The sequence below is a fragment of the Mucilaginibacter rubeus genome (genome assembly GCF_003286415.2).
Taxonomy (GTDB): domain Bacteria; phylum Bacteroidota; class Bacteroidia; order Sphingobacteriales; family Sphingobacteriaceae; genus Mucilaginibacter; species Mucilaginibacter rubeus_A.
Window position 1 is genome coordinate 2,557,290 of record NZ_CP043450.1, and the last position, 25,976, is coordinate 2,583,265.

The window sequence follows — 25,976 nt, forward strand, 5'->3', positions numbered from 1 at the left end:
TTTGGATTAGGTTGTGAAATTGTTTAATTAATCGCTTGCAGGCGTTGATGAGGTTTACCATAAAGATAAAGCAATGGAAAGCATTCCCGTCAGCGTAATTTCACGGATTTTTCACAGTTGGTTACCGTAGTTTTACGTATAAATCGCTATAGATCAAGTGTTCATGGGCGGGATAAAAGCAAAAAACTCGCTACCTGATAGGGTAGCGAGTTTCTAAGTATGAAAAGTTTAATATTTCAGTTGATCTATAACTTAGTATTATTTAATCATCGTCTTCATCTTTTCCAGCAAGTTTAGCCGGATATGCTTTTTTGCCTTTTGCTGCAAACCATAGTATCCTGTTCATTACGTCATCATTACCTCCATCTATGTGATCATATTCTGGTCTTGATGATAATTGTGCAAAATGTAAAGCCGGACCTTTGAGTGAAGAAAACGGCAGGCTAATTTTATTAAGTGGCACCCGGTTTTTTAAACTCGTATAAGTATACAGAGATGGCTTATCGGTAAAACATTCAAACATGGGTAGCGCGGTAGCATCAATAATATTCATAGGTGGTAAACCCAATATTTGCTCAATAGAACGTACTATACAGGTTTGATTGTAATTTTTACTCACTTTATGCTGTAACCTGCTGTAAGGACTAATCACGAACCCGGTTGTACGATACGCTGATACGTGATCCCAGCCCGCCTGTGAGTCGTCTTCGGTTACAAATATTACCGTGTTTTTCCAGAAACGGCTTTTTGAAATCGCTTCAACAATGCGGCCAAGTGCAAGATCATTATCGGCTACCATGGCATCAGGTGTCGGGAAGCCTGGCCTTGTACCTACGGTATGATCGGCCGACAGGGCCATCACCATTAATTGTGGCAGTTGGTCGCCGGGCTTTTGCTCATACTCGTGCAGTTCTTTGATAAAAGCGGAAGCCCTTAATTGCTCATTGATCTTATGTTCGTCAGATCCTGGGAAGTTTTGCGATAACATTGGTCTTACCCGCGAAATAGTACTGGTATTGTTAAATGCAAAAGACTTGCCTGCGTTGTAATTATTGTAAATGTCGCTCCAGCTAAGTTTATTGTCAAAATGCACCGCACAGGCTTCTCCATAGATCCGTACCGATTTACCATGATCGGCGGCATTATTCCAGATAAAACCATTACCATCATAAACCAGGGCATCTTCCTGTACATGCGGATAACTTCTGAACCATGACCTTACGCTTTTCTCAACATAGTCTGTAACCATAGCGGCATCTGTCCATTGGTGTCCTTCGGCCGAGCATTTACCGGAAACATAGTAGTTATCGAGCAATAAAAAGTTGCGCGCCAAATTGTGCTGATTGGGTGTAACACTATCGCCATAAATACAAAGCGACTTATTGCCGTCGCCTTCAGGCATATCGCCTAAAACCTGGTCGTAAGTACGGTTTTCTTTGATGATATAAAGCACGTGATTAAAAACAGATGGTTCGCCGATACGTTCAGGTATTGGCTTAGGCGCAACGTTTTTACGTGGCAGTAACTGCGCTATCTGCTGGCGGAAGCTGAGGTTTAGGTTCTGTACTTTTTGGGTATACTGTTTTAGTGTAGCTTCGTCGGGTATGCTTATCATAGATACAGTAGCCTTTAAATGGTGCGAGTTATAAGCCACAACATCATCTCCGCCAGGCAGATCGCCTTTTAAATTACTTTTACCGATTTCGTCGGTGCCTACCCTGGAGCCCTCTCCTTCCAGGTTGGTTACAAATAAATTGTTGCCGTCAACGGCTAAGCCGCCCGGGTATGCTTCTGTTGGAATAAAGCCTTTCACCTCATCGTTCCCGGTTCCTTTAAGCGATGTTTTGCCGCCCAATTTTACCATCGCCACCGCGTTATCCAAACCATTTGCAACATACAGAGTGGTACCATCGGCATTTATTGCTAAAGCATTTGGCGTATCGCCTATATAACTTTTTTTACCCGGGTTTAATTTTACATCGATAGCTGCTATGTTTTGCAATGAGCTTGTTGAAATTACCGATACCATATCGCTGTTGCCATTGGCCACATAAACAAAAGCTTCGTCGGTGCTATTGATGATTGCATTTGGATGCAGGCCAACGGTAATTTCCTTGATCACGTCCCCTTTAGCCAGATCCATAACCATTACAGTGCCCTGAACGGTTGCACCGGTTTTAGGATCGATATAAGCTTTTCCATAAGGCACGCCTGCTGTTTCCCGTTTTAAGGTATCAACAGCTTCGGGACCGGCCCAGTTTGTCAGGAATATTTTGTTTTTTGTGATGGTAAGTCCGTAAGGTGCAACACCAGTTGATTTTGTCCAAACTGTTTTATTATCGTCCAAACTGATTTTTACCAATTGATTATTGCCGTTTAAAACTACATACAAGTAATTTACCCCATTTTCTTTATTAATAGCCAGGTCGTTAGGTAAGGCCAGTGGCGATTCACCTTCGGCCTTAAAGCTCAAAGTGTTTTGTATGCTGATCTTGCCGTCATTCCATGTAGCCTGAAAAACGTATGATTTTGAATCTTTGCCTTTACCCGCAGCCGCGCTCCAATATATTTGAGTTTGACCGTCAATATTTACAACTTTTAAACCGGAATAGGTGCTGGTCAGCCCGCGATAACGGGGATCTTGTTTGTAAGTCCAGCGAGTAGTAACTTTTTTGGCTACAGTATCAATTATGGTAAGCCCATACCTGTCCTCAACTGCTATAAACTTAGTGTTTGGTATCAGCCTTACGTCCATACTATGGTTTTCGTCTTCAGCGTCGCCAAATGATATTACGGTTCCTGCCGGGTCAATAATACGGTTATATGGCATTAAAACCGGTAATATGTGGCGATTGAGCGTGCTGTCATCATAGGCGCTGTGCATGTTAACCTGTTCATTTTCGGAAACCTGCTTGTTGCCGGAAACGGTATGACACGCGCAAAAGAAAAGGGAAGAAACGAATATAAGTAGTAGGAATTTCGGGTATTTCATAGTATACAACTAAACGGCGAAATTAAAGCAGGTACATTTACTAAAGGTAAATATTTAGTGAAGAATATAATTGTTACATAGCGGATGAAATTATACCGGCGATAACCTTCTTTTCTATAATTGTTATGATATTTACCGGGTAACACATCAAAGCATAGTGATCAGGATAATCAGCTACCAGGAAGGCGAAAGCAACCATAATGTCATCATCAAAGGCGCAACCATAGCCGATCTTAGCGAAAGCGTTATCGCCGCTCATGCGGCTGTCAGTATTTATTTCGATACCCAAAGTTACAGACAGATACTGGCCAAACACCTTGAAATTAATCAGGGAGCCTTTACCAATCAATCTGGTACGGTTGCTTTTCCGGAGGTAATTGTTACCAGCCATGAAGGGCAGCTGGCGCTTTCATGCGGATGTCATGCCTCTGGCAATAAGCTTTGCGAACATCAGGCCCAGGTATTATCGGCCATAACCCAACGTGACGAGTTACGGGTGTTTTTTGATGACAGGTTAAGATTTGAGAAGTTAAAAAAGGTGGCTACTGATTACGGGCTTGAAGATGAGCCCGATCTCGACAAGTTTTTTGAACTGCGGGCCCAATCTAAAAGTTTTGAGATCGTTTCCCGGTCGGCTACTTTAACAGCGGTTACTAAAGAGAGCCTTGCAAGTCTGCAAAATATTATTGTGAGTGATAACGCTGAGCCAATTGCGTTGCCCGGAGATGATGCTGATAAAACAACCTGCATTGTCCTGAAACAGCATAAATACTACAAATATCTTTTTGTTGAACTGTACGCTGCACAAAGTACTAAAGATGGCAAAATTAAGAACCCTTTGCTGCCCATAGCCCCTTTAGACCTCATCTGGGAAACGAATGATACAAGACAAGTCAAGTTTTTTACCGGGATACACAAGTTCCAAAATCATATTAATACGCAAAAAACGGCTGCAGATATAGCGGCGTTAAAGGCTATCGTTCAAAATCCATCGGCTTATAACTTCTTCGCCCATGACAACAGTGTATCGGATAAGGTGACGGCCGGCTCAATAAGCCTGGTAAAGGTCATGATATTGAAAAGTGATCTTGAGCTGAAGGTAAATACCTGGGACGAGTTTTATCAAATAAGCGGCGTTTTTAATGTAGATGGCTTATTGTATGATGTTAAAGACCTTGATATCAGGTATACTTATTTTATTGGCATAGGTGATGTGCTTTATCTTATAGAAAGCCTTCAGGTATTAAACGTTATCGATCTGTTAAAAAAGAAACAAGGCAGCCTGCAGGTGCATAAAAGCAAATTTGGCGAGTTAAAATCACACCTGCTTAATAAACTGGAAAATAAGCTTCGTATAGATTATACCTACATTAAACCGGCAACACAGGAGCAGATAAAAAACGAAGGGTTTGACCAGTCGGCCGAAAAGATAATTTACTTGTCGGATTTTGGCGCTCATGTTATGATCATTCCCGTAATGCGTTATGGCGAGGCCGAGATCCCTATTCGTACGCAAAAACAGATCTACGGCACCGATGAAAAAGGCAACCAGTTTTTAGTTAAACGGCGGGATGATGAGGAAATAGCTTTTACGGCCCTCCTGGTAAAGCAACATCAATATTTTAATGAACAGTTAGAAAACGATCTTGATTATTTTTACCTGCATAAAAGGCATTTTTTAGATGAAGAATGGTTTTTAAACGTATTTGATGAATGGCACGAGTACAACATCGAAATTCTTGGCTTTAACGAACTGGAGGGCAATAAGCTAAACGCTCATAAAGTAAAGATCACCATCAATGTAGTAAGCGGCATTAACTGGTTCAATACTGTTATCGATTTAAAATTCGGCAAAAAAAGGGCTTCGCTAAAACAAGTGCACCAGGCTGTAAAAAATAAAAGCAAATATGTACGGCTTGATGACGGTACTCGAGGGATTTTACCAGCCGAATGGATAGAGAGATTTACCGACTATTTTAATTCGGGTGAGATCTCTGATGATGACACCTTACATACTTCAAAAAGTAATTACACCGCCATACAGCAATATTATGATGAGGAAATGCTGGATGACGAGGTACGAAATGAGCTCGCCAGTTATAACAGAAAGCTAACCGGTACCGAAATTATCGATGAAGTGCAAGTACCTCCGGGGTTAAACGGAACGCTTCGTACTTATCAGCGTCAGGGTTTAAACTGGCTGAGCTTTTTAGATAGCCTTAATTTTGGCGGTTGCCTTGCAGACGATATGGGTTTGGGTAAAAGTATCCAGGTTATTGCTTTTATACTTTTACAACGACACAAGGTTGAAAATAATACTAACCTGATTGTAGTGCCAACTTCGCTCCTGTTTAACTGGCAGCAGGAAGTGCAAAAATTCGCGCCATCCATCCGTATCCATACCATTTACGGCGCCGAGCGGCTTAAGCACACCAAGCACCTGCACCAGTACGAAATTGTGCTTACCTCATATGGCACCTTATTATCGGACATCAACTTCTTAAAAGATTTTAATTTCAACTACGTTTTCCTTGACGAATCGCAGAATATAAAAAATCCCGAATCGCAACGTTACAAGGCGGTACGATTACTGAAATCCCGAAATAAGATCACCATAACAGGTACCCCTGTCGAAAATAACACGTTCGATTTATATGGGCAGCTTTCATTTGCCTGCCCCGGTTTATTGGGAAGCAAACAGTATTTCAAGGATATTTACGCAATACCAATTGATAAATTTAAAGGGAGTAAACGTGCGACTGAACTCCAGGAAAAAGTTAAGCCATTTATACTCAGGCGTACGAAACAGCAGGTAGCGACTGAGCTGCCCGAAAAAACAGAAATGGTGCTGTATTGTGAAATGAAGGAAGAGCAGCGCCATATTTATGACTCTTACGAGAAAGAATTCAGAGAGTATATCTCGGCCACAACCAATGAGGAACTGAGAAAGAGCTCCATGAATGTATTGAAGGGGCTGAACAAGCTACGTCAGATTTGCGATTCGCCGATGCTATTAAAAGGCGAAAAAATGCCGGGTGATGCCTCAGCTAAACTGGACGTATTGATAGAAGAGATTGAGAGCAAAAAACATCAGCATAAGATCCTCATATTTTCGCAGTTTGTATCTATGCTTGATCTTATTGGTAAGGAATTAAGTGGTCGGGATATCCGTTTCTCCTACCTTACCGGGCAAACACGTAAACGTGAGCAGGTTGTAAATGAATTTCAGAGCGATCCGGGCATCCGGGTTTTTCTTATTAGTCTTAAGGCAGGCGGTACCGGCCTCAATTTAACCGAGGCCGATTACGTTTATCTTGTTGATCCGTGGTGGAACCCAGCTGTTGAAAACCAGGCTATAGACCGTTGTCATCGTATAGGTCAGGATAAAAAGATCGTAGCGGTGCGCTTGATTTGCCCCGGTACTATTGAAGAGAAGATCATGGTGATGCAGCAATCGAAAAAAGATATTGCCGATAAATTGGTTAAATCAGATAAAACTTTTACCGGCTCGCTCTCAAAAGACGATCTGCTTGATCTGCTGGAATAAAAAAGCCCCTGTAAAATTTACAGAAACTTGCCGGCTAGGAGATAGATTTTGCACGAAGCCACTCAAAAAAACAGAATGAAATGCAGAGTATCGGTGCTTGCTGCACTGTGCGTTTCATCCTGTTTTGACAAAGAAAAATATGAGCTGGCTCTGAAAGAAGAACTCGTATTAAATTAAATAGAAATTTTCCCGGAATATTATACTCTTGATTTGCGCAAAAGCGGCAGAACCAAAAAGGTAACAATACAATGTGCTACCAATGATAGGCCGAAAATAAATATGAGGATGTATGACTTTTTAGTCCAGGTATCGAAATAATCAAGAAAGGCTGATTGGTTGGTTCCACTATATAACGCGGCCAGAGCAAAAACTGCTAAGCCTGTAAGCCATAAGGTTAAATGTGAGTAAAAATAACGTGGCGAAATCAATGTACCTTTTGAAAAAGAGGTAAATAATAAAACTACGTGGGCGATAAATAGGACAACTGCAGCTGAAATAAGGATATAAAGCATATTAAATATTTTAATCCTGAAGATAATACTTTAGATAATACAACCAAGCGTTTTAAATCATATTTTTATTTTTAACAGTCGATGAATTACTCAACCTGATCTGGAGGCGCTGACTTTGAAGGATCAAACACTGCGACAGCAACCCGCGAATCGGCGCATCCATAATACAGAAACCACTTCTTTTTAAAGTAAGCCATACCCTCAATAAACACTGTACCATTTACATATTGACCACTTTTTTCAAAAGGCTCCCTTGGTCGCAGGAAAGGGTCGTCAAGCCGGGTTTTGAGTTTAGATGGATCTTTGGCATCAAACAAAGCCTGTCCCGCGCAGTACGAATTGGCGTTAAAGCGGAAATCACGACCTTCGGCTGGCTTGTTTTTGCCGTTATAAAACAGGATCACCCCATTTTTGGTCATCAAAGCAGGCGGACCGCATTCAGCAAGGTCGCTATCGAAATAGCCATTACGCGGCGACATCAGCTCTTTCAATTCACCTTTTTCATCAACCACCGGCGACCAATCCACCAAATTTACAGATGTGGCTGCATACACATGATGCTCGCCCCAATACAGCCAATATTTTCCTTTAGTTTTTATAACCACCTGTTTTCCGTTAATCACCTGCGTTAATATCGAGGCTGACTTACTGGCAATATTGAAGAACTTGCCATTATAAGCAGTTTCAAATATCGGCCCATGCTTTTTCCAGTGAATCAAATCTTTTGATGTAGCTACACCTAATCTCGGTAAATCGCGGTTCCATTCGGTATAAAAAACAACATACGTGCCTTCGGGGGTAACTGCCACCCGAGGGTCTTCACAGCCGCCTGGCCACTCGTACTTTTTGGCAACGTCTTCATCCGGATAAAGTACCGGGGTTTTCTTCCTGTTAAAATGGATTCCGTCGGTGCTTTCGGCATATCCTACACGCGAAGTACGAAAGCCGATGCCAATCCCGTATAAGTCTTCAGCACGGTACATCACAACTACCTTGTTGTTTTTTATGGTTGCCGCTGGATTGAAAGTGTCATTGGCTTCCCACTGAACCTGTTTTTTGCTCATGGGATCAAGAAAGCGGGAAGTTGTATCCGGCGATATGATTGGGTTGATATTTGCAGGTCGGGTAAATCCGCCTAACGCCCAATACGGTAATTTGTTAATGGCCGGTTGTCCGTAGCAAAACTGTGTGAACAGCAGCGAAAATATAATACTCCCTTTACGCAAAAAGTTTATCATAGTGAATGGCTTATGTATTTAGTTTTATTATTGGTATAACTTATTGATCGGTGGTTTTCCTGCAAAATATCGCATAAAAAACACTGAAAACAAAGCAGATATCAATTATAATCTTCTCAAAAATAGTAAATTTATAAACTGAATAAACCTTTTACCCATCCTGCAACAGGGTATAATTTTAAGCTGATGAGAAAACTTCTTTTACTCGCATTTTCGCTCATAGTATTACGCGTAAATTCCCAAACCGCTACGCCCCGCCAGCAGTTTCCGGGATTATTTGAGGCTGTTCAAACTTCAACTATCTTCCCTGACAATAAAACATTTGTTGATGCCGTACCCAAGCAGGATCCGGCCCTGATCATGAAGGCCTATAACGAGCAGAAAGATAAGCCTGGGTTTAACCTGCAGGCATTTGTACTGGCTAATTTTAATGTACCGGTATCACATAATAATTTCCAAACCGATATCTCGGCCGGTATCCGTAAGCATATCGATACCTTGTGGCAGGTTTTACAGCGCCGTCCTGATGAGGCAAAGCCTTTTTCCTCAACTCTGGCATTGCCCAATCCGTACATTGTACCCGGTGGCAGGTTCAGGGAAATTTATTATTGGGACTCCTACTTTACCATGCTGGGCTTACAGGAAAGTCACCAGGTGAAGGTGATCCACAATATGGTCGAAAACTTTGCCTATCTGATTGATAAATATGGTTTTATTCCCAACGGTAACCGCAGCTATTACCTAACCCGTTCGCAACCTCCGTTTTTTGCGATGATGGTAAACCTGCTGGCAAAAATTGAGGGGGATAAAGTACTGGTGCATTTCAGGCCTCAATTGATCAGGGAATATGAGTACTGGATGTATAACTGGCAGGCAATAGGTGCCGATGGGGCGACACACCGGGTTGTAAAAATGCCTGATGGCAATTTACTGAACCGATATTGGGATGAAAGCGATGAGCCCCGTGAAGAGTCGTATATAAAAGACGTTGAAGCAGCTAAGGAAAGTAAGCAGCCGCCTGCGCAGTTCTATCGTAACATTAGGGCTGCAGCTGCTTCGGGTTGGGATTTCAGCACACGCTGGTTTGATGCGTCGGGCAAACTGCCAACTATACAAACTACCGATATTATACCTGTTGATTTAAATTGCTTATTGTATAACCTGGAAATGACCATTGCCCGGAGTTTAAACCAGATCCAGAATGCCAAGTTGGCCAAAATGTACAGGTACAGGGCAAACAGGCGCAGAAATGCCATCCTGAAATACTGCTGGAACCAGAAAACAGGCTGGTTTGATGACTACAACTGGAAGCTTAAAAAGCAATCAGATGTAGAAACACTTGCCGGCGAATTTCCACTGGAGTTTAAAATTGCCAGCGATGAACAAGCCCGTTTAATAGCCGACGGACTTAAAAACAACTTTCTGAAACCCGGAGGATTGGTTACTACCCCCAACTTTTCCGGACAGCAATGGGATGCGCCGAACGGCTGGGCTCCTTTGCAATATATGGCTATAGATGGACTTGAAAAATATAACTACAACACGCTGGCCAGGGATATTGCTACGCGCTGGCTTAAGCTTAACATCAGGGTGTTTAAACAAACCGGTAAGCTGCTTGAAAAATACAATGTGGTTGATACCCAATTAACCGCGGGCGGCGGCGAATACCCATTACAGGATGGTTTTGGCTGGACAAATGGCGTATTACTGCATTTGGTGAACCGCTATCATATCGATACTCAGCAATTGGAGAAAACACCTGCTGAAGTTCAGAATTGACCAGGATTTGGACTTAGAGTTGAAACTTACGAAGTTTTAAAAACTTCGTAAGTCTTCAAATAGCTTCTGTTTTAAAGGGTTAAATTTATTTAATCGTGTAAGTTGCCTTATTCATTCCAACGCCGGTAATCTTCAGCGATTTCCAATTGGCTGGCAGCTTGCTTTTTATTTGCACAATACCAGTTGGCGTGATATCCAGGCCACCAAAACCCATCAACAAGCTCTGAATAATCCCTCCTGCTCCCGTTGCAAAATATGGATTGGTACCACCCTTAGTTTCTGCAATGACGCGGAATGGAGGATTAAGGTTTGGCTCATAAGCGTCCTTAAAAAAATGAAATGCCTTATCGCCATTACCTAAGCGTGAGTACAATAAAGCAAAAACCGCCTGTGTCATAGCTGGCGTTCCCTCATTTGGTACACGGGTTTCGTAGTATTCCAGATCTTTTTTTATCTGAGCCGGGTCGGTAATGGTTTTAAGCGGATAGGCCAGCAGGTTAACATCGGCTTGTTTAATACCCTCGCCATTGTAAGATGCATGCTCGCGGGTAACACCATTATCCAGCTTCAGGATGGGAATGTTTTGCGCAACGTTTACCCAATCGGCGTCGGCTTTTTCGCCTAAGATTTTTGCAGCAGCTGTGGCATTGAGCAAATTGGCTTTTGCCGCGGCATTGGTGAAAGCATTATTATCAATGTTTTCCGCCCATTCATCGGCAGCCACCACGTTTTTAATATCATAATGCCCGGAGCCATTGCGCTCTACACGGCTTGCCCAAAAATCAGCAGTAGCAGAAAGGATTGGCCAGCCTTTTTCCTTCAACCATTGCTTATCCTGTGTTACGCAATAATAATTCCATGCGGCAAGCGCAACGCAAGCGGTAATATGGTGTTCAAACGGGCCACTTAATGCCCAAACCGGTGTTTCCTCTACCCCACTGTCGGCGCTTTCCCAGGGGAACATTGCACCTTTATAGCCATGTGAAAAAGCGTTCTTACGGGCGGCATCCAGGCGTTCAAACCGGTATTCAACCATTGATTTTGCAATTTCCGGGTGCAACACCAGCATGGCGGGATACATCCAAACATCGCAATCCCAAAAAACGTGGCCGTTATATCCTAAACCTGAAAGTCCCATTGGGGACGGCGAATAGGCCGTGCCTGCTCTTGAAAACGAGTATAAATGATACAACATGCTATGAATATCCTGCTGTGATTGGTCATCGCCCTCAATTTGTATATCGCTTGTCCACAGGTCATCCCAGGCTTTGTTATGAAATTTGATCAGCCTGTCGCGGCCTTCCAGCTTAGCAAATATGGTCAGGCGCTCTGCTTCATTAAGCGGATCGGCATGATGGGCAGATGTTATGGATGAACCTGTCACCGCATAACTATAAGTCTGTCCGGCGGCTACCGCTTTGCTAAACTTCATGAGGTGCATGTTGTTATCCCACATTTCGTGAATAATGCGAGGCTCCTGACCATGAGGCTCATTGAATAAAAATGATGTTGACGCGCAGAGTTGCATTTTACCCGTAGGACTTTTAGCAGTTGAGGTAAGCAGGCTGATGGTAACGTGCGGCCTGTCAATTTCATTATAATAATTTTGAACCTCCTTAAGTGCATCCGGCGCTTCCATGACACTTGCCGACGTGATATTGATTGCCTGTTTTGCTGTTACAGCAACATCCATCAAGACGGTAAATGGCAATTGCCGAAGCGAGTAGTAAGTATATTTTATAGTTGCTTTATCCGCATAATCAAAAGTGGTGGTGAATGCCGCGTGCTGCATGTCCAGCTCCTGTCTGAAATTGCTGATGTTTTTTGCGTCAATACGTTTGCCATCAATTTCAAGGTACATGTTGAGCAGGTTAAAGCTGTTCAGGAAATTGCTTACACGGCCGCGACCGTACAGATCATAGGCACCTGCCAACACTACATTTTTAACTTTAAATGGTTCCGGTGCCGATACGATACCGATCATGCCATTAGCTACGGTAATGCCGTAATAATTAGCGGGATCAATTTTATCAGCCTTAATTTTCCAGGGATCAATGCTTTGAGCTTTTGACACCCCGGGTATCAGCAAAGCAGCAAGTAAACTAAACTTTAATATCCTGTTCAAAATCAATATTTTAAAATGAAAATATAAAACGCTACTTAATCTTTAATTGCAGCTTTTGTACAACCAGTTCTCCTATTTCGGCACCTTGTTTATTGCCTACAATACAGGCATTTTTAAAATGAATACCCCCCATTACCCTTGACATAGCTGCCGATTTCGCGGCTTCACGGAACGATTTAAAGGATAGCGGGTCGATGCCAAACTCCATCTCAGAGGAATCGGTATAGGCAAAATTATCTCCTATCCTATTGGTAAGCACCTCAGCTGCAGCTGAGGAAATAACCGCATGCCCGCTGCTATATTCCGGGAACGGAGGAGTCTGGATATACGGACGCCAATCGGCATCGATGTATTTGGTGATTATGGTTTCGGGCCTCACATAGTTAGAGCGATATTTAAGGTACCAGCAATTGATAAAGCCGTCAAACAAGGCAATTGAAGCTTCGGTATAAACGCTTACAGTAGTGCCAAAATCAAACTTTTTAGCTCTTGTACCGATAGCTGTAATATTCATCCAATGGCCTCCCGGCGAAAACTTTTTGGTTGCAAATGAAGCGTGGCCAACTACGTTGAGTTTAAATGCATTATCATCCCAAAAATCGGCCTGATGTTTATCTTCTTTGGTCAGGCTATCTACTATTTGTTTCACCTCAAGTGCTTGCTTATAAAAAGGACTATTATGGTCTTTAACGTTAAAAACCGGAGGATTTGGCGGTATGAATTGTGCAGTTGAATCCAGCACCATCGGCCTGATCTCGCCCCAGTGTGCCTCAAGCGCCTGTGCGTACATAGGCGGCGTAGGGATCCAGCGCCCATCTTGTTGTTTTACGGTGTACTTACTTGCTGAGCGAGTTTGCGCATAATGATCGCCTTTGCTCCATTTCAATATAAATTTGGCTACTTTATTGGCATAATTTACGGAGCCTTCAAACAGATAAGATGGCATGCCGGCATCTTTGGCTTTCTTCTTAAGTTCATCTACGTATTGATCCATACTGCCTTCCGGAAAAGTTACCGCGTTACCCACTGTACAAAAAGCAAGCAGCGAAGCAAACTGATAGTCAACAGCTGTATCTTTTGACGCTTTAGGCACTACGGGCAAATGTTTGATCTGTCCGGACAATGATTTAAAATGTTCCGGATCGCCGGATGCTATAACCTCATAAGCGGCTATGTTTGCATATACATAATTGCGGGATGCAGTAACGGGCGGAAAGTTATTTTCCAGCACAATATCGTTAAGCTTTTTAACCGTTACACGGTAAAGTTCGGGATCGTGAATTACTTTTTCATAGTCGGGCTTTTTACAGGATACAAATAAAAATAATACTCCGGTAAGGCAAAATAAAAAGGATCTCATAAATTATAAAATAGGTTAAAAATAGCCAGATCCATAGGGTGTGATCTGTCGCTTTTTTTCATTTGATCAACAGCCAATATAGGCTTTTTTTAGCGCTATACCACATGTTTTAGCCGGTTTTTATTAAAAAAATGTGCTACTATTCGGTTAAAATACCCCCGGGATATATCATCATTATTATTACATTTAGCTTCCTGAGTTTTTGTGCTTTTATAAACCGAATGAAAAAAATATTTCTTATTCTGACTGGGCTTATTATCATCGCCATAGCAGCTGTATATGTTCTGATTCCGTCAAAAATTAACATAGATGAAGAGATTTCGATAGACTCATCCGATGTTATCGCGGCAAGGTTTTTAAACGATAAAAGTAATTGGAAACGCTGGTGGCCGGGAACCACTATTAATGACAATTTGTATCGGTTCAAATCTCTTGAGATAGATCTCGGAAAGATGACCAACAGTACGGTATATTTTAATTTAAAAAAAGGTGATATCAACTTAAAAAACAGTATCAGTGTTTTTGCGGGCGAAGAAGGGACGGTAACCGTTAAGTGGAATGCTTCGGAAGATAGTTCAAAGGGCTTTTATAGCAAGCTGACTAACTATTTTGAAAAAGCAGCAATCAGAGCGCAAATGGCGGAGGTTTTATTATCGTTAAAGCGCTTTTTACAAGACGAACGTAATACTTATGGTTATAAAATATACATTAATCTTATTAAGGATACCGTGTTATTAACTCACGCAGAGATTCGTAATAGCATCCCTGAGGTACATGAGATATATCAGATAGTAAATAATTTAAAACAAGAAGCTGACAAAGGCGGCGTAAAGCAAGTTGCTTTCCCGATGCTTAATGTTACCAAAATAAATGAGTATCAATACCAAGTAACTGTTGCACTCCCCATAAATAAAACGGTACACACTCAGCCGAAAACCACAATAAATGAAATGCCCAAAGGAGCTAATCTGCTGGTGCTGGATGTAAAAGGTGGGCAAAATACTATTAACAATGCGTTGTCGCAACTGAAAATCTATATGAAAGATCATCGCCTGGTATCTCCGGCGATGTCTTATCAATCACTTGTAACGGACAGATCGGTAGAAAAGGATACATCAAAATGGGTAACCAAAATTTACTATCCGATATTTTGACTCTGCGTTATTTGGTTATTAGCATTAATCTGCCATCGTAGGTAACAGCTATATACGCTTCTGTGTTAGTTGCTGTTTTAACCGGTGCCAGGTAGGTAATTTCCTCCGAATTGATTGCACTGTTTACTAAATATGTTGGCGGATCAAATTGTTTAATTTGCCTATTGTAGTGCAGATTTACTAATCCAAGCGCGTCGTATTTGCCTTCATAAGGTACTACACCCCAAAAGTTTCCGTTCAGCAGTATATCACCGTGGCTATCTTTTAACATCGATTTAACCGGAGCCTGCTGGTATAGGTATGGTAGTGCTGTAACCGAAGATGCATGAAGCACGTCGCTCACGAAAACACTGTTAAACTGGTTTACGCTTAAGCGTTTATTGTCATCAAGTTTATCTTTAAATATTTCAGCAGTGGTTTTGTCGGCCATTTTTTGATAGCTAAGCCATTCCTTTTTGAGATATGGCAGCTCCTGCTCCAGGTCATTTTTAGGACGGAATGGATAATAAAGGCCTTTATAAAAGTATGACAGGATCAAATCATTTTTGCCGTCTTTATCCAAATCGGTGTTATAGGCAAAAAGAGGCTGATCTTCAGTTACATTATATTTATTATTCAATCCCCAGTTTCCGGCAATGAGATCAGCTTTTCCATCACCGTCCATATCGGATATCGTTGCCGATTGCCACCAACCCTTCTCTTTATCTAAAACCGGCGAAGAAAAGCGTTTTAAACCTTTGCCATTATTCAGGAAAATATAAACAGGCTGCCATTCGGCGGTGATCAGCAGATCAGGTTTGCCATTATGATCAATATCGGTTGTAGTTATACTGGTAACGTATTGCAGGTTGGTGATTTCATCATAGGTTTTATCATGGCTAATTTCAAACTTTCCGTTGCCTTTATTTATCAGTATTGAAGATGGTACAACGCCGGTATAGTCTTTGAATGAAACAGCGCTGGTAAACAAAATATCGTTCAATCCATCGCCGTTAAAATCAAACAAGGTAATTTTTGATGCCTGGTAATTAATTTTAGGCAATGGTTGATATTCAAATTGAAAGTTCCCTTTGTTTATGTATAAGCGTGGTTGGATAAACTTATCCGCTTCCAGAAATGGGTGATTGGCGCTGATCACGATCAAGTCAGGCTTGCCGTCGTTATTGACATCGGCCCAGGTTGCCTGTTCGTCGGCAGTGTTTTTATATTGATCAAACAGTGGCACTTTTACTATTGTAAATCCGCCCGTTTTATCGCCTGCGAGGATATATTTTTCTTCATCAGCAATTCCTCCCACGTAAATGTCATCTATGCCATCATTGTTTATATCGGTCACTGCAACTGCCGGTGTGTGCTCCAAATAGGTATGCGGTAAAAGCGAATAGTAATTAAAATCAGGCGTATCGAAAGTTTTAACTGTAGCCAAAAGTTTTGATTTTACCGGTTTATAATCGAACTGTTTTCTATCATTAATGAACGCCTCTATTACTTCTGTTACAGGCTTGCGATTATCAACTGTTTGAGGGTTATATCTTAGAATAGTTTTTTGTCCGGGATTGAAATCTTTAATCACCTCATAGCTATTATCCGGCCATACTACCAGTAATGATTCGGGTTTATCGCCGGGTGCAAAGGTGAAAAGCAGCTCATTGTTTAAATTGCTTTCATAGGCGTTACTGGTTTGTATTTCCTGGTGATCAATATGATCTTTTGATTTAAGGAACAATTTAGTCCCAATGCCATCGCGGTTTAGCAGATTATATTTTACCGTGTATTTAAGATAAGTTGGTTTACTTTCCTTACTGCTTTCTATAGTTGTATTGTTATAGATGTATGCAGGCTCGTCCATATTGTTGGTAACAATATCCAGATCCCCATCATTATCCAAATCAACCGCCACCGAACCAGCCGATATGGAGGGTTGTTGCATGTCATTTGTTGATGATACATCTGTAAATTTCAACTTATCATCACCACGATAAAGGTAGTTGTGTACGCCCCCTTCGGGCATTTTATTGATCTTTTCCTTATCAAAAACACGGTTCTCTTTATAGGCCTGCATCACCATAGGGTCGCCAAGGTATTTCAGGTAATCCATATCATTCAGGCGGCGCTTGATTCCGTTGGAGAAAAACATATCTTTCCTGCCATCCATATCAAAATCCTGCACCAGGGGCGACCATGTCCAGTCGGTTGCCGAAACTCCGCTGTATAAACTTAAATCAACAAACTTGTTTCCATTGCCAACATTCAATTGCAGGCAGTTTTTTGAGTATTGATAGTAATACCCCGCGTTAACTTCCTGGTTATAAATATCCAATGGTTCGTCATTTATAGTTGAACGGAGCACTTTCATTTCTTCGGGAAGCATGTCTGTACTGAGCACATCGAGGTGGCCATCTTTATTAATATCGCTGATAGTATTACCCATCGAAAACAGGCTGGTATGCCCGAAAGCGTTTTTTAGTTGCTCCTTGAAAGTACCGTTATGCTGATTGATGTAATAATAGTCCTGTTCAAAAAAATCGTTGCTAACGTAAATATCATCCCAACCATCATTGTTTAAGTCGCCTACGCTTACCCCCAACCCGTAGCCAATAGGCGCTGAATAAATACCCGAGCCCGCGGTTACATCCGTAAAGTGTCCATTATCGTTCCTGAAAAGGTGATCGCCGGCATCATGGCTGTATTTGAATCGCTGGGTGGAATCACCGTAGGTATCATTACTATGAACAGACGAAGTAAGCAGGAACATATCCAGATCACCATCCTTGTCATAATCAAAAAATGAAGCCTGGGTAGATAGCCCTGCAAAGTCAAGCCCGTATTTGGCGGCGCTTTCAGTGAAAGTTAGATTTCCGTTATTGATATAGAGCTGGTTTTTACCCTTAAAAGTTTTATAGCCGGATACTACGCTGATATAGATATCTTTAAATCCATCGCCGTTAATATCAACTACTGTTACACCAGTTTTCCAATTGCCCGTACCGGCCACGCCTGCCTTGTCCGTAATATCTTCAAACTTCATCCCCCCTTTGTTGATATACAGTTTGTTCGGCCCCTGATTTGATACAAAATAAAGATCGGGCAGACCATCGTTATTAAAATCTGCGGAAGCTACGCCTGCCCCATTGTAGAAATAGAGATAGTCTAAAATATTAACCGAATCGGATACAATATTCTTATTTACGAAGGTAACACCGGTTTCATTAGCCGGAAGTAGTTTAAATACGCCGTCGCCTGCTTTTTTGGGCTTGCAGGAAAACAGACTGACTACACCAACGCTCATCAGAATAAAGAAATAGCTAAAAACAGATCTGGTAAACAGCATTATTGGGGTATTAGCGTAGTTCATAAGCCTTAAGCGGTTCGTCATTAATGCCGAACATATAATAATTTTTGCCTGCTGCGTTTTTAATGGCCACCGATGAACGTACCTGCCCGTTTAAATTGAGGCCTGTTTGGGCAGCTGGAAAATAGGTAAATTCATTTTTTGTGTACTGGTAAACCAGGCCGCGGTTAGCATCAAGCCGGCCAACTTCCGGTTTAAAGCCATAGAAGTTACCACCTAATATGATCTTCTTAACTCCTGTATTATCCAAATCGGCACATAAAATAGTATTTATCATCGATAGCTGGGCGTCTGCAGGCAATGGTTTACAGGTAAATTTTCCACCTTTATTTAAAAACACTGCAGAGGCAAGAAAGTTCATTTGATGCACTTCGGCGCCGTCAAGCATTTCGGCTGTAAATACTTCGGTAAAAGGTTTGCCTGCGTAGTCTACATAACGTAAGAAGCGTTTTTTAAGGATAGGCATCTGGCCAACCAAATCTGGCTTCATATGAAAAACATAGTTTATACCATCGCTTTTATACATGGAAGTTACACATTCCTTGGTGCCGTTGTTGTCAAAATCCTTTATATGAATTTCCATTGGCTGTTCAGCTGATGCCCTGAATTTTGAATTAAGGCCAATATTGCCGCCAATAATATCAAGGGTGCCATCGCCATCTACATCGGCTACTTCAAGGCTGCTCCACCAACCTTTGTAGTTAGCCAACTGCCTATCTTCAGTAAATTTCCCTTTATTGTTTTTAAAGATCCTGATTCCCATCCAGTTCCCGGCAACTATCAGGTCCGGCGAGCCATTATTATCAATATCGGCCCATTTAGCGGCCGTTACCATACCCAACTTTGTATCATTCCCTAAAACTGCTTTCGATACATCTGTAAAATGGCCATTACCATCATTATGAAAAACAAATGATTGAGGCGAACATCCATAAAGCCCAGGTACACTTCTTCCTCCTATAAACAGATCGGGTTTGCCGTCGCCGTCATAATCTGCCGAAACAATTACGGAAGCATTAACGGCAGCATGTAATGTTCTGTCAGGATCGCGACGGAAGTTTCCTTTGCCATCGTTCACAAAAAAACGCGGATTGTAAACCGGGGTTTCGGCTTCATCAGCATTACCTCCTACCCCTACTATCAGGTCCTGGTCGCCATCGCCATCAAAGTCGCCAAAAACAGCCCCTGCATTTTCCAGGTATTCCTGCTTTTTAAAATCGTCTGGAATGGTTTGTTTGAACCGCCCGTCTTTTTGCTGAATATAGATGGCTGCGAAATTGTTTTTTGAACTGCCGAAGTAAAAATCTGTAAGTCCGTCGCCGTTAACGTCGCCGGTTGCCATGTAAGGATTTTCTGTCGATAACATTTGTAGCATCAGGCGCTCATTGTCAAAATCGATAAAATCATCCTCCTTATGCTTCGGAATGCTATCAAATATTGATTTGGTAACATCGGCAAACATCGTTTTAACAAATGGCTTTGCCCAATTGTATTTCAGGCTGGCATCGGTCTGTTTAATAGTGTAAACCCTATCAGCAGCTACATTCTTCAGCAGCTGGTAATTGTTACCTGGCCATATCACTTGCACTGAATCAATCGTTTTGTATTTCCCGATACCGATAGTAAGCAAATTAGGTGATGTGCAGCTTTGGAAGCCCCGTGTAGGCTGGTTATAATAAATCAGCGAGCTGCCTTTCATAAATACCTTTACTGTAGTCCCAATTCCAAACGTATTTAACCCCGCTCCTTTTAATTTTAGTTGAATATGATGATTGCCGTTTTTTTCGGCATTGTTTTTATAGATAGAAACGGGTGCGTTTTCATTATTGACAATAAGGTCGTTATCACCATCATTATCCAGATCGGCATAGGATGAGCCATTGCTAAAACCTGGCTTATTCAAACCAAAATCGGCCGATTTGTTGGTAAATGTAAGGTTATGATTATTCAGATAGGCATAGCTGGATAAAGGCGATGAAGCCATTTTATCAGTGAAATCTTTATAATCAAATTTCTTTCTGCCCTCGGCGATCTTGGCCATATTATCGCGATTACCTAAAAATTCGATGTAATCCTGATCGGTAAGATCCTTGTAGATGCCGTTTGATACAAAAATATCTTTCCATCCATCATTATCCATATCAAACATTAGTGCGCCCCAACTCCAATCTGTAGCCGCTACACCTGAATAAAATGCCGTTTCTGAAAACGTACCATCTGCATTACGTACTTGCAGACAGTTTTGCATATACTGATTATAATAACCGTCGCGCTGTTTGGCCTTAATTACATCATAGGATTCAAACGCCGTCATTTTTTTTAACCGCAGATCACCCTCGGGCAACATTTCGGTGGTGAAAATATCGTACTGTCCGTCGTTATTGACATCAGCGATATCCGAACCCATTGAGGCCAGGCTTAAGTGCCCGGTTTCGTTTTGAATATCTTCCTTAAAGGTTCCGTTTTTTTGATTGATATAGAGATAATCGCGTTCAAAAAAATCGTTGGAAACATAAATATCGGGGTAGCCGTCCTGGTTTATATCGGCTACAGAAACACCTAAACCGAAACCTATGTCGCTCGAATATATTCCAGCTTCTTTAGTGACATTTGTAAAATGGCCGCCATCGTTACGGTACAGGCGTGCACCTCCCAATTCGTCAACTACAGCCCGTAAATTTTTACTAAAATCAAATGATTCGATGGGCCTGAATGAGTTATTAAGTACAAAGCAATCCAGATCGCCGTCATTGTCATAGTCGAAAAATATGGCCTGGGTTGATAATCCATTATCTACCAGGCCATACTTTTGGGCTTCTTCCTTAAACGTACCATCATGCTGATTAATAAATAGCTCATTGCCCTTTTCGTTGCCATGTGCATTACCGCTATGGCAAACATAAATGTCAAGCCAACCATCACCGTTGATATCAACCATGGTAGCTCCGGTGCTCCAGTATTTTGTGCCTTTAACCCCTGCTTTATCCGTTACATTCTCAAATTTCCAATTCCCTTTGTTGATATAAAGCTGGTTGCCGCCCATGTTTGAGGTAAGATAAACATCGTTTAATCCGTCGTTGTTAACATCGCCTATGGCAACGCCACCGCCGTTATAGTAATTACGAAAGGTAAACACATTTGTCCGATCCTGATCGTTTAGGGTGTTGGCAAAATTTATCCCAAGGGCATCATTATTTTGCAGGGTGAACAGCGTTTGTTTATTACCGCTGTTACAGGCGCAAAGGGTAGTAAAAGCTATGAAAATTAGAAACAGGGGCGTTTTTGGATGCATATACTTTGCGAAAAAACAAACGTAGCGGAATTTTCCGCTACGTTCCTTTCAATCAAATAAATCTCAAATATTAATAACCTGCGTTTTGTTTAAGGTTGGGGTTAGAGTCAACAGCGCGTGCCGGTATTGGGTAAACTGTTCTGGTTTTATCACTTTTGTTAGGGCGCTGATCAACTGGATCGTTAAATTTCTCAAACCTGATAAGGTCATTTCGCCTCCATCCTTCGTAATACAGCTCAAAACCACGCTCAGCAAGCATTGCTTTTAAATCTAAAGTTGCAAGGGCTGTGGCTCCGCGAGGGGTTCTTATGCCGTTTACTATAACAAGAGCAGATTCGCCATTCGGATCAGTACCACCTCTTAATATAGCCTCAGCTTTCATTAACCTAACATCGGCAAAACGTAAAAAGATGTACGTGTTTGTAGCGTAATCATCATTAACAGAGCCGTCTGGTGCCGGATGAGGAAAGTACTTAATAACGCGGATACCCTGTGCTTCTGTAGAATAATTAAGGTTTACATCGGGTGTAAAAACCAATGGAGAACCACCGCGTTGTTTCAAGGCAACGTGACCCGGACCGTATTGCTGACCAACCAAGAAACCGGTATTTAAACCATTACGATCTGTGAGTTCTGTATATGAGCCACCGCGCCTTTCGTCTTTTGCATCAAATGCATTGTAGAAATCAGCAAGTGTGGTAAAACCATTCCAGCCGCTTGGCGATTGATTGTAGTGCATGCCCATTCTCCAGCGGTTATGTGTGTTACCCGGAGCATTCGTAGTGGTATTTATGATACCGAAAATTATACCTTTGGATTTGTCGCTGTTATCCCAGGCAAACTCCTGGAAGTATTTACCTGCAGGTTCCAGCTGATAACCAGCATCCGCAACCCTGTTAGCAAATACTATTACGCTGTCCATATCGGTTTTAGCGAAAGTAAACGGACCACCAACGGTTGTTGCTTTGTATACAGCTTTATTGAGGTATACTTTAGCTAACAACGCTTCGGCAGATGCTTTGCTTGCAGTTCCAGCTGATGCAGAAGCCCCAAGATTTGCTTCAGCAAATAGCAGGTCTTTAATTATAAAATCTGTGGCAGCGCTGCGAGAATAAACTTTAGGATTTTCACTTGATGCTGCATCCGGATCCCTGAATGGCGCCTGACCGTACAAGTCGACAACCTGAAACATGAAATATGCCCTCAGGAAACTTGCTTCAGCTTTGATTTGAGCGCTTGATTGCGACGAATTAATAACCTGTGTAGCACGGTAAACCCCGGTATTTAATTGATCCCAGGTATCACTTACCTGGTTGTGAAATGCGTCCCAGGTGTGGGTATGCAATTTACGCCATGTTCCAAAATCTCCCCAGTCAGTTCCCCTTGTCGGGCCCATCATCTCGTCTGTAGGATGCTCCTGTAATGCATAAGTATTTGCCTGGTCGGCTTGTCCGTTTAATTGAGAATAAACCCCTTTTAAATCCGATGCAGAACCATTACTTCCCTCTCTGATTACCTTTGAGCCGTAAACTTTTTCATCAAGTTTCGCGCAGCTCATTATTGTGAGTAACGACATTGCCAAACAGGCAACACTCGTTCTTTCTATTAATTTTTTCATTTATTTACTTTTAAAATCCTGCTGTTAAACCAAATGTATATGTACGGGCTTTAGGGTATGCAGTATAGTCGATACCTCTTGATGGCACACTATTAATATCTTTATTAACATTTATTTCAGGATCTAATCCTTTATAACCGGTTATGATAGCTAAGTTTTGGCCGGTAAGAGCTACCCTCAGCGATTTAATAAATTTACCATTTTTCAATGGGAATGTATAACCTAAGGTTACGTTTGAAAGACGAACAAAATCACCTTTTTCGAGCCAGCGTGTAGATACCTGACCAGAGTTAAGCGGGTTTTCATTTGTAAATGCAACGTCGGTTGAAACATTGTGACCAGTTAGCAAACTTCCACGATAGAAATATGCGTTGGCTGTGTTGTCATAAATGTAAAAGCCTGTAACTGCATTCAGGAAAACACTTAAATTCCAGTTTCCGTAAGTGAAGTTGTTGGTTAAGCTGGCGGTAAACTTAGGTAAAGCGCTGCCTTGCAATGTCTGCACGTCTATACCGTTAGGATAGATTGCAAAGCCGTCTTTATCAAGGCCATTGTATTGTGTAACCTTAAAGGTAAACAATGGGTAGTTATTTTGAATAACCTGAGAAAACGCGCCTGATAAGCCCTGACCGCTGATAGCACCAGTTTGTACAACCCTTTGTTTAAAGTCTTGAACTTTATTGCTCAAAAAGGTCATATTGTAATTGATATCCCAGGTGAACTTAGGGCCCTGTACAGCAGCTACACTTAAACCTAACTCCAAACCTTTGTTCAACACTTTACCCGGAAGGTTTATCCACTGGCCGGGAGCTGGAGCTGGGGCCGAGAAATATTGGAAGAATAAGAGGTCTTTCGTGCTCTTGTTGAAGTAATCAATAGTACCGGTTACCCTATTGCCAAAGATCGCGAAATCGATACCAGCACCGTAGTTAGTGGTAGTTTCCCATTTCAAATCAGGGTTAGGTGCATAAAGCTGGTTGGTACCTCCATTCAAATCAGATTGATAAACTGACAGCGACTGGTATGCAGGGAACTCCTGGTTACCTGTTTTACCATAGTTTAAGCGAAGGCTAAGATCATCGAAGATGCCTTTTGGAGCAAAGCTCTCATTCATGATCTTCCATTTAAGAGCCAACGCCGGGAATGTTGCGTAACGGTTATTCTTACCAAATTTTGAAGAACCATCGGTACGTACAGTAGCTGTTAACAGGTATTTATCTTTATATGAATAATTTAACCTGCCATAATATGATTGTAACTGTGAGCGGGTGGTATCACCAAATATTGGGAAAGGATTTTGAAAGTCGTTTACGTTTTTAACAAGAACATTTGGCTGAGACGTTTTAAAACGAATGTCATTAAAGTTTTTGTTATTAAATACCTGGTACGAGTAACCGGCCAACACTGTCAGAGAACTGTTATCGGTCCATTTTTTATCAAAAGTTAAAGTTTGCTCTGTAATCGCGTTGCCAAGTTTAACCGTTTGTAGCGCCCCCATGCCGGTACCTGATATAGCCGGGGTAGTTTTACCTCTGATACTGCCGCTACTGGTATAACCCTGAATCCTTGGGTCATAGAAAGTATAACGTTTAGCCAGTGAATAATCATTGCCATAGGTGCCACGATAAGTTAAATTCCTGGTTAATTTGATGCTCAACCCTAAATTGGCCAATACGCGGTTCACGTTATCCCTATCCCAGGTGTTGTTAAGCATATCTACCGGGTTAAGGCTGCTGCCGTCATAATAGTAAGTTCCGTCGGGGTTTTTAACCGGATAAGTTGGATTTAAACCGATCGTAGCGCCGATAAGACTACCCTGGAAACCAGCGTTGTTGGTGATAGGCGCGTAAATGTTTTTTACGTTTGATCCCAATAAATTAAGATCAAGCTTTACTACATCTTTAAATAAAGACTGTGTGGCGTTGATCCTTACTGTACCACGTTTTAAGCCAGATTTCTTAATTACACCGTTTTGATCATCGTAGCTTCCGGATACGCGATAAACAAAACCACCGGTAGCACCACCAAAACCAAGGTTAAAATTCTGAGAAACCGCACCTCTGAATATCTCATCCTGCCAGTTGGTGTTTGCCCCTTTATTAATTGCATCCGCATCAGCACCGGTTGCTGCAACAGCCTGAAGAAATTGTGAAGCATTAAGCAACTTGTAACGGCTTGCAGCTGTTGAATATGAAGTGTTTTCAGAAAACTGTATCCCTTGTCCTTTTCTTCCTTTTCTTGTTGTGATCAACACAACGCCGTTAGCACCTCTTGAACCATAAATGGCCGAAGCAGAGGCATCTTTTAATACCGAAATATTTTCGATATCGGCAGGGTTTAGGAAAGATAAAGGGTTACGGGCTGATGACATACCAATAGGGCTTGCAGCGCTTGAAGCCGCATAGCTGTCATTAGATACAGGTACACCATCAATTACATATAACGGGTCATTACCAGCCCTTATAGAACCGGTACCCCTTATATTAATAGAAGCACCGCTTCCTGGCTCACCACTGCCCGGAGTAACTGTTACACCGGCAATACGGCCCTGAAGCAACTGATCTGGTGTTGCTATTTGTCCTTTGTTAAAATCTTTGGTACTTAATGAAGCTACAGAACCGGTTGCGTCTTTTACACGTTGGGTACCGTAACCTACTACAACTACTTCATTAAGGGCCTTGCTGGCCGATTCCATGCTTACGCTGATTTGCGATTGCCCATTGATAGGAACAGTAAGATTTGAATATCCTACGTAAGTGAATGTAAGGCTTTTGGCAGTTGCAGGTACCGATATACGATAAGAGCCGTCTGCTGTGGTAATAGCCCCGCCTGAAGCACCAACGGCTGTTACCACCGATACCCCTATTAAAGGGGAACCATCTTTTTTGTCAGTTACTTTACCTGTTATTATCTTATTTTGGGCCATAGCAGGCTCCATCAAAAAGAGAAAAACAGCAAAGAAACATACTTTGAGTAAATGTTTAATTTGCATAAAACTTGAGATTTA

General features: G+C 41.8%; 11 protein-coding genes. 3 read left to right on the forward strand and 8 right to left on the reverse strand.

Translation table 11 applies throughout. From position 1 onward, the window contains the following. Window positions 1–262: 262 nt before the first annotated feature. Window positions 263–2,992 (reverse strand): bifunctional YncE family protein/alkaline phosphatase family protein, encoded by a 2,730-nt coding sequence (locus DEO27_RS10485; protein ID WP_112566732.1) that lies wholly within the window; start codon window positions 2,990–2,992, stop codon window positions 263–265. Between the two features lie 157 nt (window positions 2,993–3,149). On the opposite strand from DEO27_RS10485, the gene DEO27_RS10490 reads away from it, so the two are divergent. Then, entirely contained in the window at window positions 3,150–6,539 is a 3,390-nt protein-coding gene (locus DEO27_RS10490; protein ID WP_223818207.1) for a DEAD/DEAH box helicase, read from the forward strand. 598 nt (window positions 6,540–7,137) lie between these two features. Here the strand turns inward: DEO27_RS10490 and DEO27_RS10495 are convergent. Further along, window positions 7,138–8,289 (reverse strand): glycoside hydrolase family 130 protein, encoded by a 1,152-nt coding sequence (locus DEO27_RS10495; protein ID WP_112566725.1) that lies wholly within the window; start codon window positions 8,287–8,289, stop codon window positions 7,138–7,140. Between the two features lie 186 nt (window positions 8,290–8,475). Here DEO27_RS10495 and treA point away from each other — a divergent pair, with 186 nt between their 5' ends. Further along, a complete protein-coding gene (gene treA, locus DEO27_RS10500) occupies window positions 8,476–10,068 on the forward strand; it encodes an alpha,alpha-trehalase TreA (RefSeq protein ID WP_112566722.1) in 1,593 nt (530 codons plus the stop codon). A gap of 85 nt (window positions 10,069–10,153) precedes the next feature. Here treA and DEO27_RS10505 read toward each other — a convergent pair whose 3' ends face one another. Both DEO27_RS10505 and DEO27_RS10510 read right to left on the reverse strand, forming a co-directional pair. Next, the gene (locus tag DEO27_RS10505) at window positions 10,154–12,193 is read right to left on the reverse strand and encodes a glycoside hydrolase family 65 protein (RefSeq protein WP_223818208.1); all 2,040 of its coding nucleotides are present in this window, start codon (window positions 12,191–12,193) and stop codon (window positions 10,154–10,156) included. Window positions 12,194–12,224: 31 nt separating this feature from the next. Beyond that, complete coding sequence (locus tag DEO27_RS10510; RefSeq protein WP_112566716.1) at window positions 12,225–13,553, reverse strand: vanadium-dependent haloperoxidase; 1,329 nt, start codon at window positions 13,551–13,553, stop codon at window positions 12,225–12,227. A gap of 221 nt (window positions 13,554–13,774) precedes the next feature. Here DEO27_RS10510 and DEO27_RS10515 point away from each other — a divergent pair, with 221 nt between their 5' ends. Continuing rightward, window positions 13,775–14,707 (forward strand): hypothetical protein, encoded by a 933-nt coding sequence (locus tag DEO27_RS10515; protein WP_146749955.1) that lies wholly within the window; start codon window positions 13,775–13,777, stop codon window positions 14,705–14,707. A gap of 7 nt (window positions 14,708–14,714) precedes the next feature. Here the strand turns inward: DEO27_RS10515 and DEO27_RS10520 are convergent, their stop codons facing one another. The 4 genes from DEO27_RS10520 to DEO27_RS10535 form a co-directional block, all read right to left on the reverse strand. Continuing rightward, window positions 14,715–18,062 (reverse strand): FG-GAP repeat domain-containing protein, encoded by a 3,348-nt coding sequence (locus DEO27_RS10520; RefSeq protein WP_190295372.1) that lies wholly within the window; start codon window positions 18,060–18,062, stop codon window positions 14,715–14,717. Beyond that, entirely contained in the window at window positions 18,049–21,351 is a 3,303-nt protein-coding gene (locus DEO27_RS10525) for a VCBS repeat-containing protein (protein WP_112566708.1), read from the reverse strand. Before DEO27_RS10525 ends, DEO27_RS10520 begins: the two co-directional genes overlap by 14 nt. 70 nt (window positions 21,352–21,421) lie before the next feature. Beyond that, window positions 21,422–22,969, reverse strand: a complete 1,548-nt coding sequence (locus DEO27_RS10530; RefSeq protein WP_112566705.1) for a RagB/SusD family nutrient uptake outer membrane protein — start codon at window positions 22,967–22,969, stop codon at window positions 21,422–21,424. Between the two features lie 10 nt (window positions 22,970–22,979). Further along, window positions 22,980–25,961 (reverse strand): SusC/RagA family TonB-linked outer membrane protein, encoded by a 2,982-nt coding sequence (locus DEO27_RS10535; RefSeq protein WP_112566702.1) that lies wholly within the window; start codon window positions 25,959–25,961, stop codon window positions 22,980–22,982. Between the last annotated feature and the right edge of the window lie 15 nt (window positions 25,962–25,976).

Bases quoted from the DNA above. Each gene is read 5' to 3' on its own strand.
- DEO27_RS10485 (WP_112566732.1), bottom strand. From the start codon at position 2,992: ATGAAATACCCGAAATTCCTACTACTTATATTCGTTTCTTCCCTTTTC.
- DEO27_RS10495 (WP_112566725.1), bottom strand. From the start codon at position 8,289: ATGATAAACTTTTTGCGTAAAGGGAGTATTATATTTTCGCTGCTGTTC.
- treA (WP_112566722.1), top strand. From the start codon at position 8,476: ATGAGAAAACTTCTTTTACTCGCATTTTCGCTCATAGTATTACGCGTA.
- DEO27_RS10510 (WP_112566716.1), bottom strand. From the start codon at position 13,553: ATGAGATCCTTTTTATTTTGCCTTACCGGAGTATTATTTTTATTTGTA.
- DEO27_RS10515 (WP_146749955.1), top strand. From the start codon at position 13,775: ATGAAAAAAATATTTCTTATTCTGACTGGGCTTATTATCATCGCCATA.
- DEO27_RS10520 (WP_190295372.1), bottom strand. From the start codon at position 18,062: ATGAACTACGCTAATACCCCAATAATGCTGTTTACCAGATCTGTTTTT.
- DEO27_RS10525 (WP_112566708.1), bottom strand. From the start codon at position 21,351: ATGCATCCAAAAACGCCCCTGTTTCTAATTTTCATAGCTTTTACTACC.
- DEO27_RS10530 (WP_112566705.1), bottom strand. From the start codon at position 22,969: ATGAAAAAATTAATAGAAAGAACGAGTGTTGCCTGTTTGGCAATGTCG.
- DEO27_RS10535 (WP_112566702.1), bottom strand. From the start codon at position 25,961: ATGCAAATTAAACATTTACTCAAAGTATGTTTCTTTGCTGTTTTTCTC.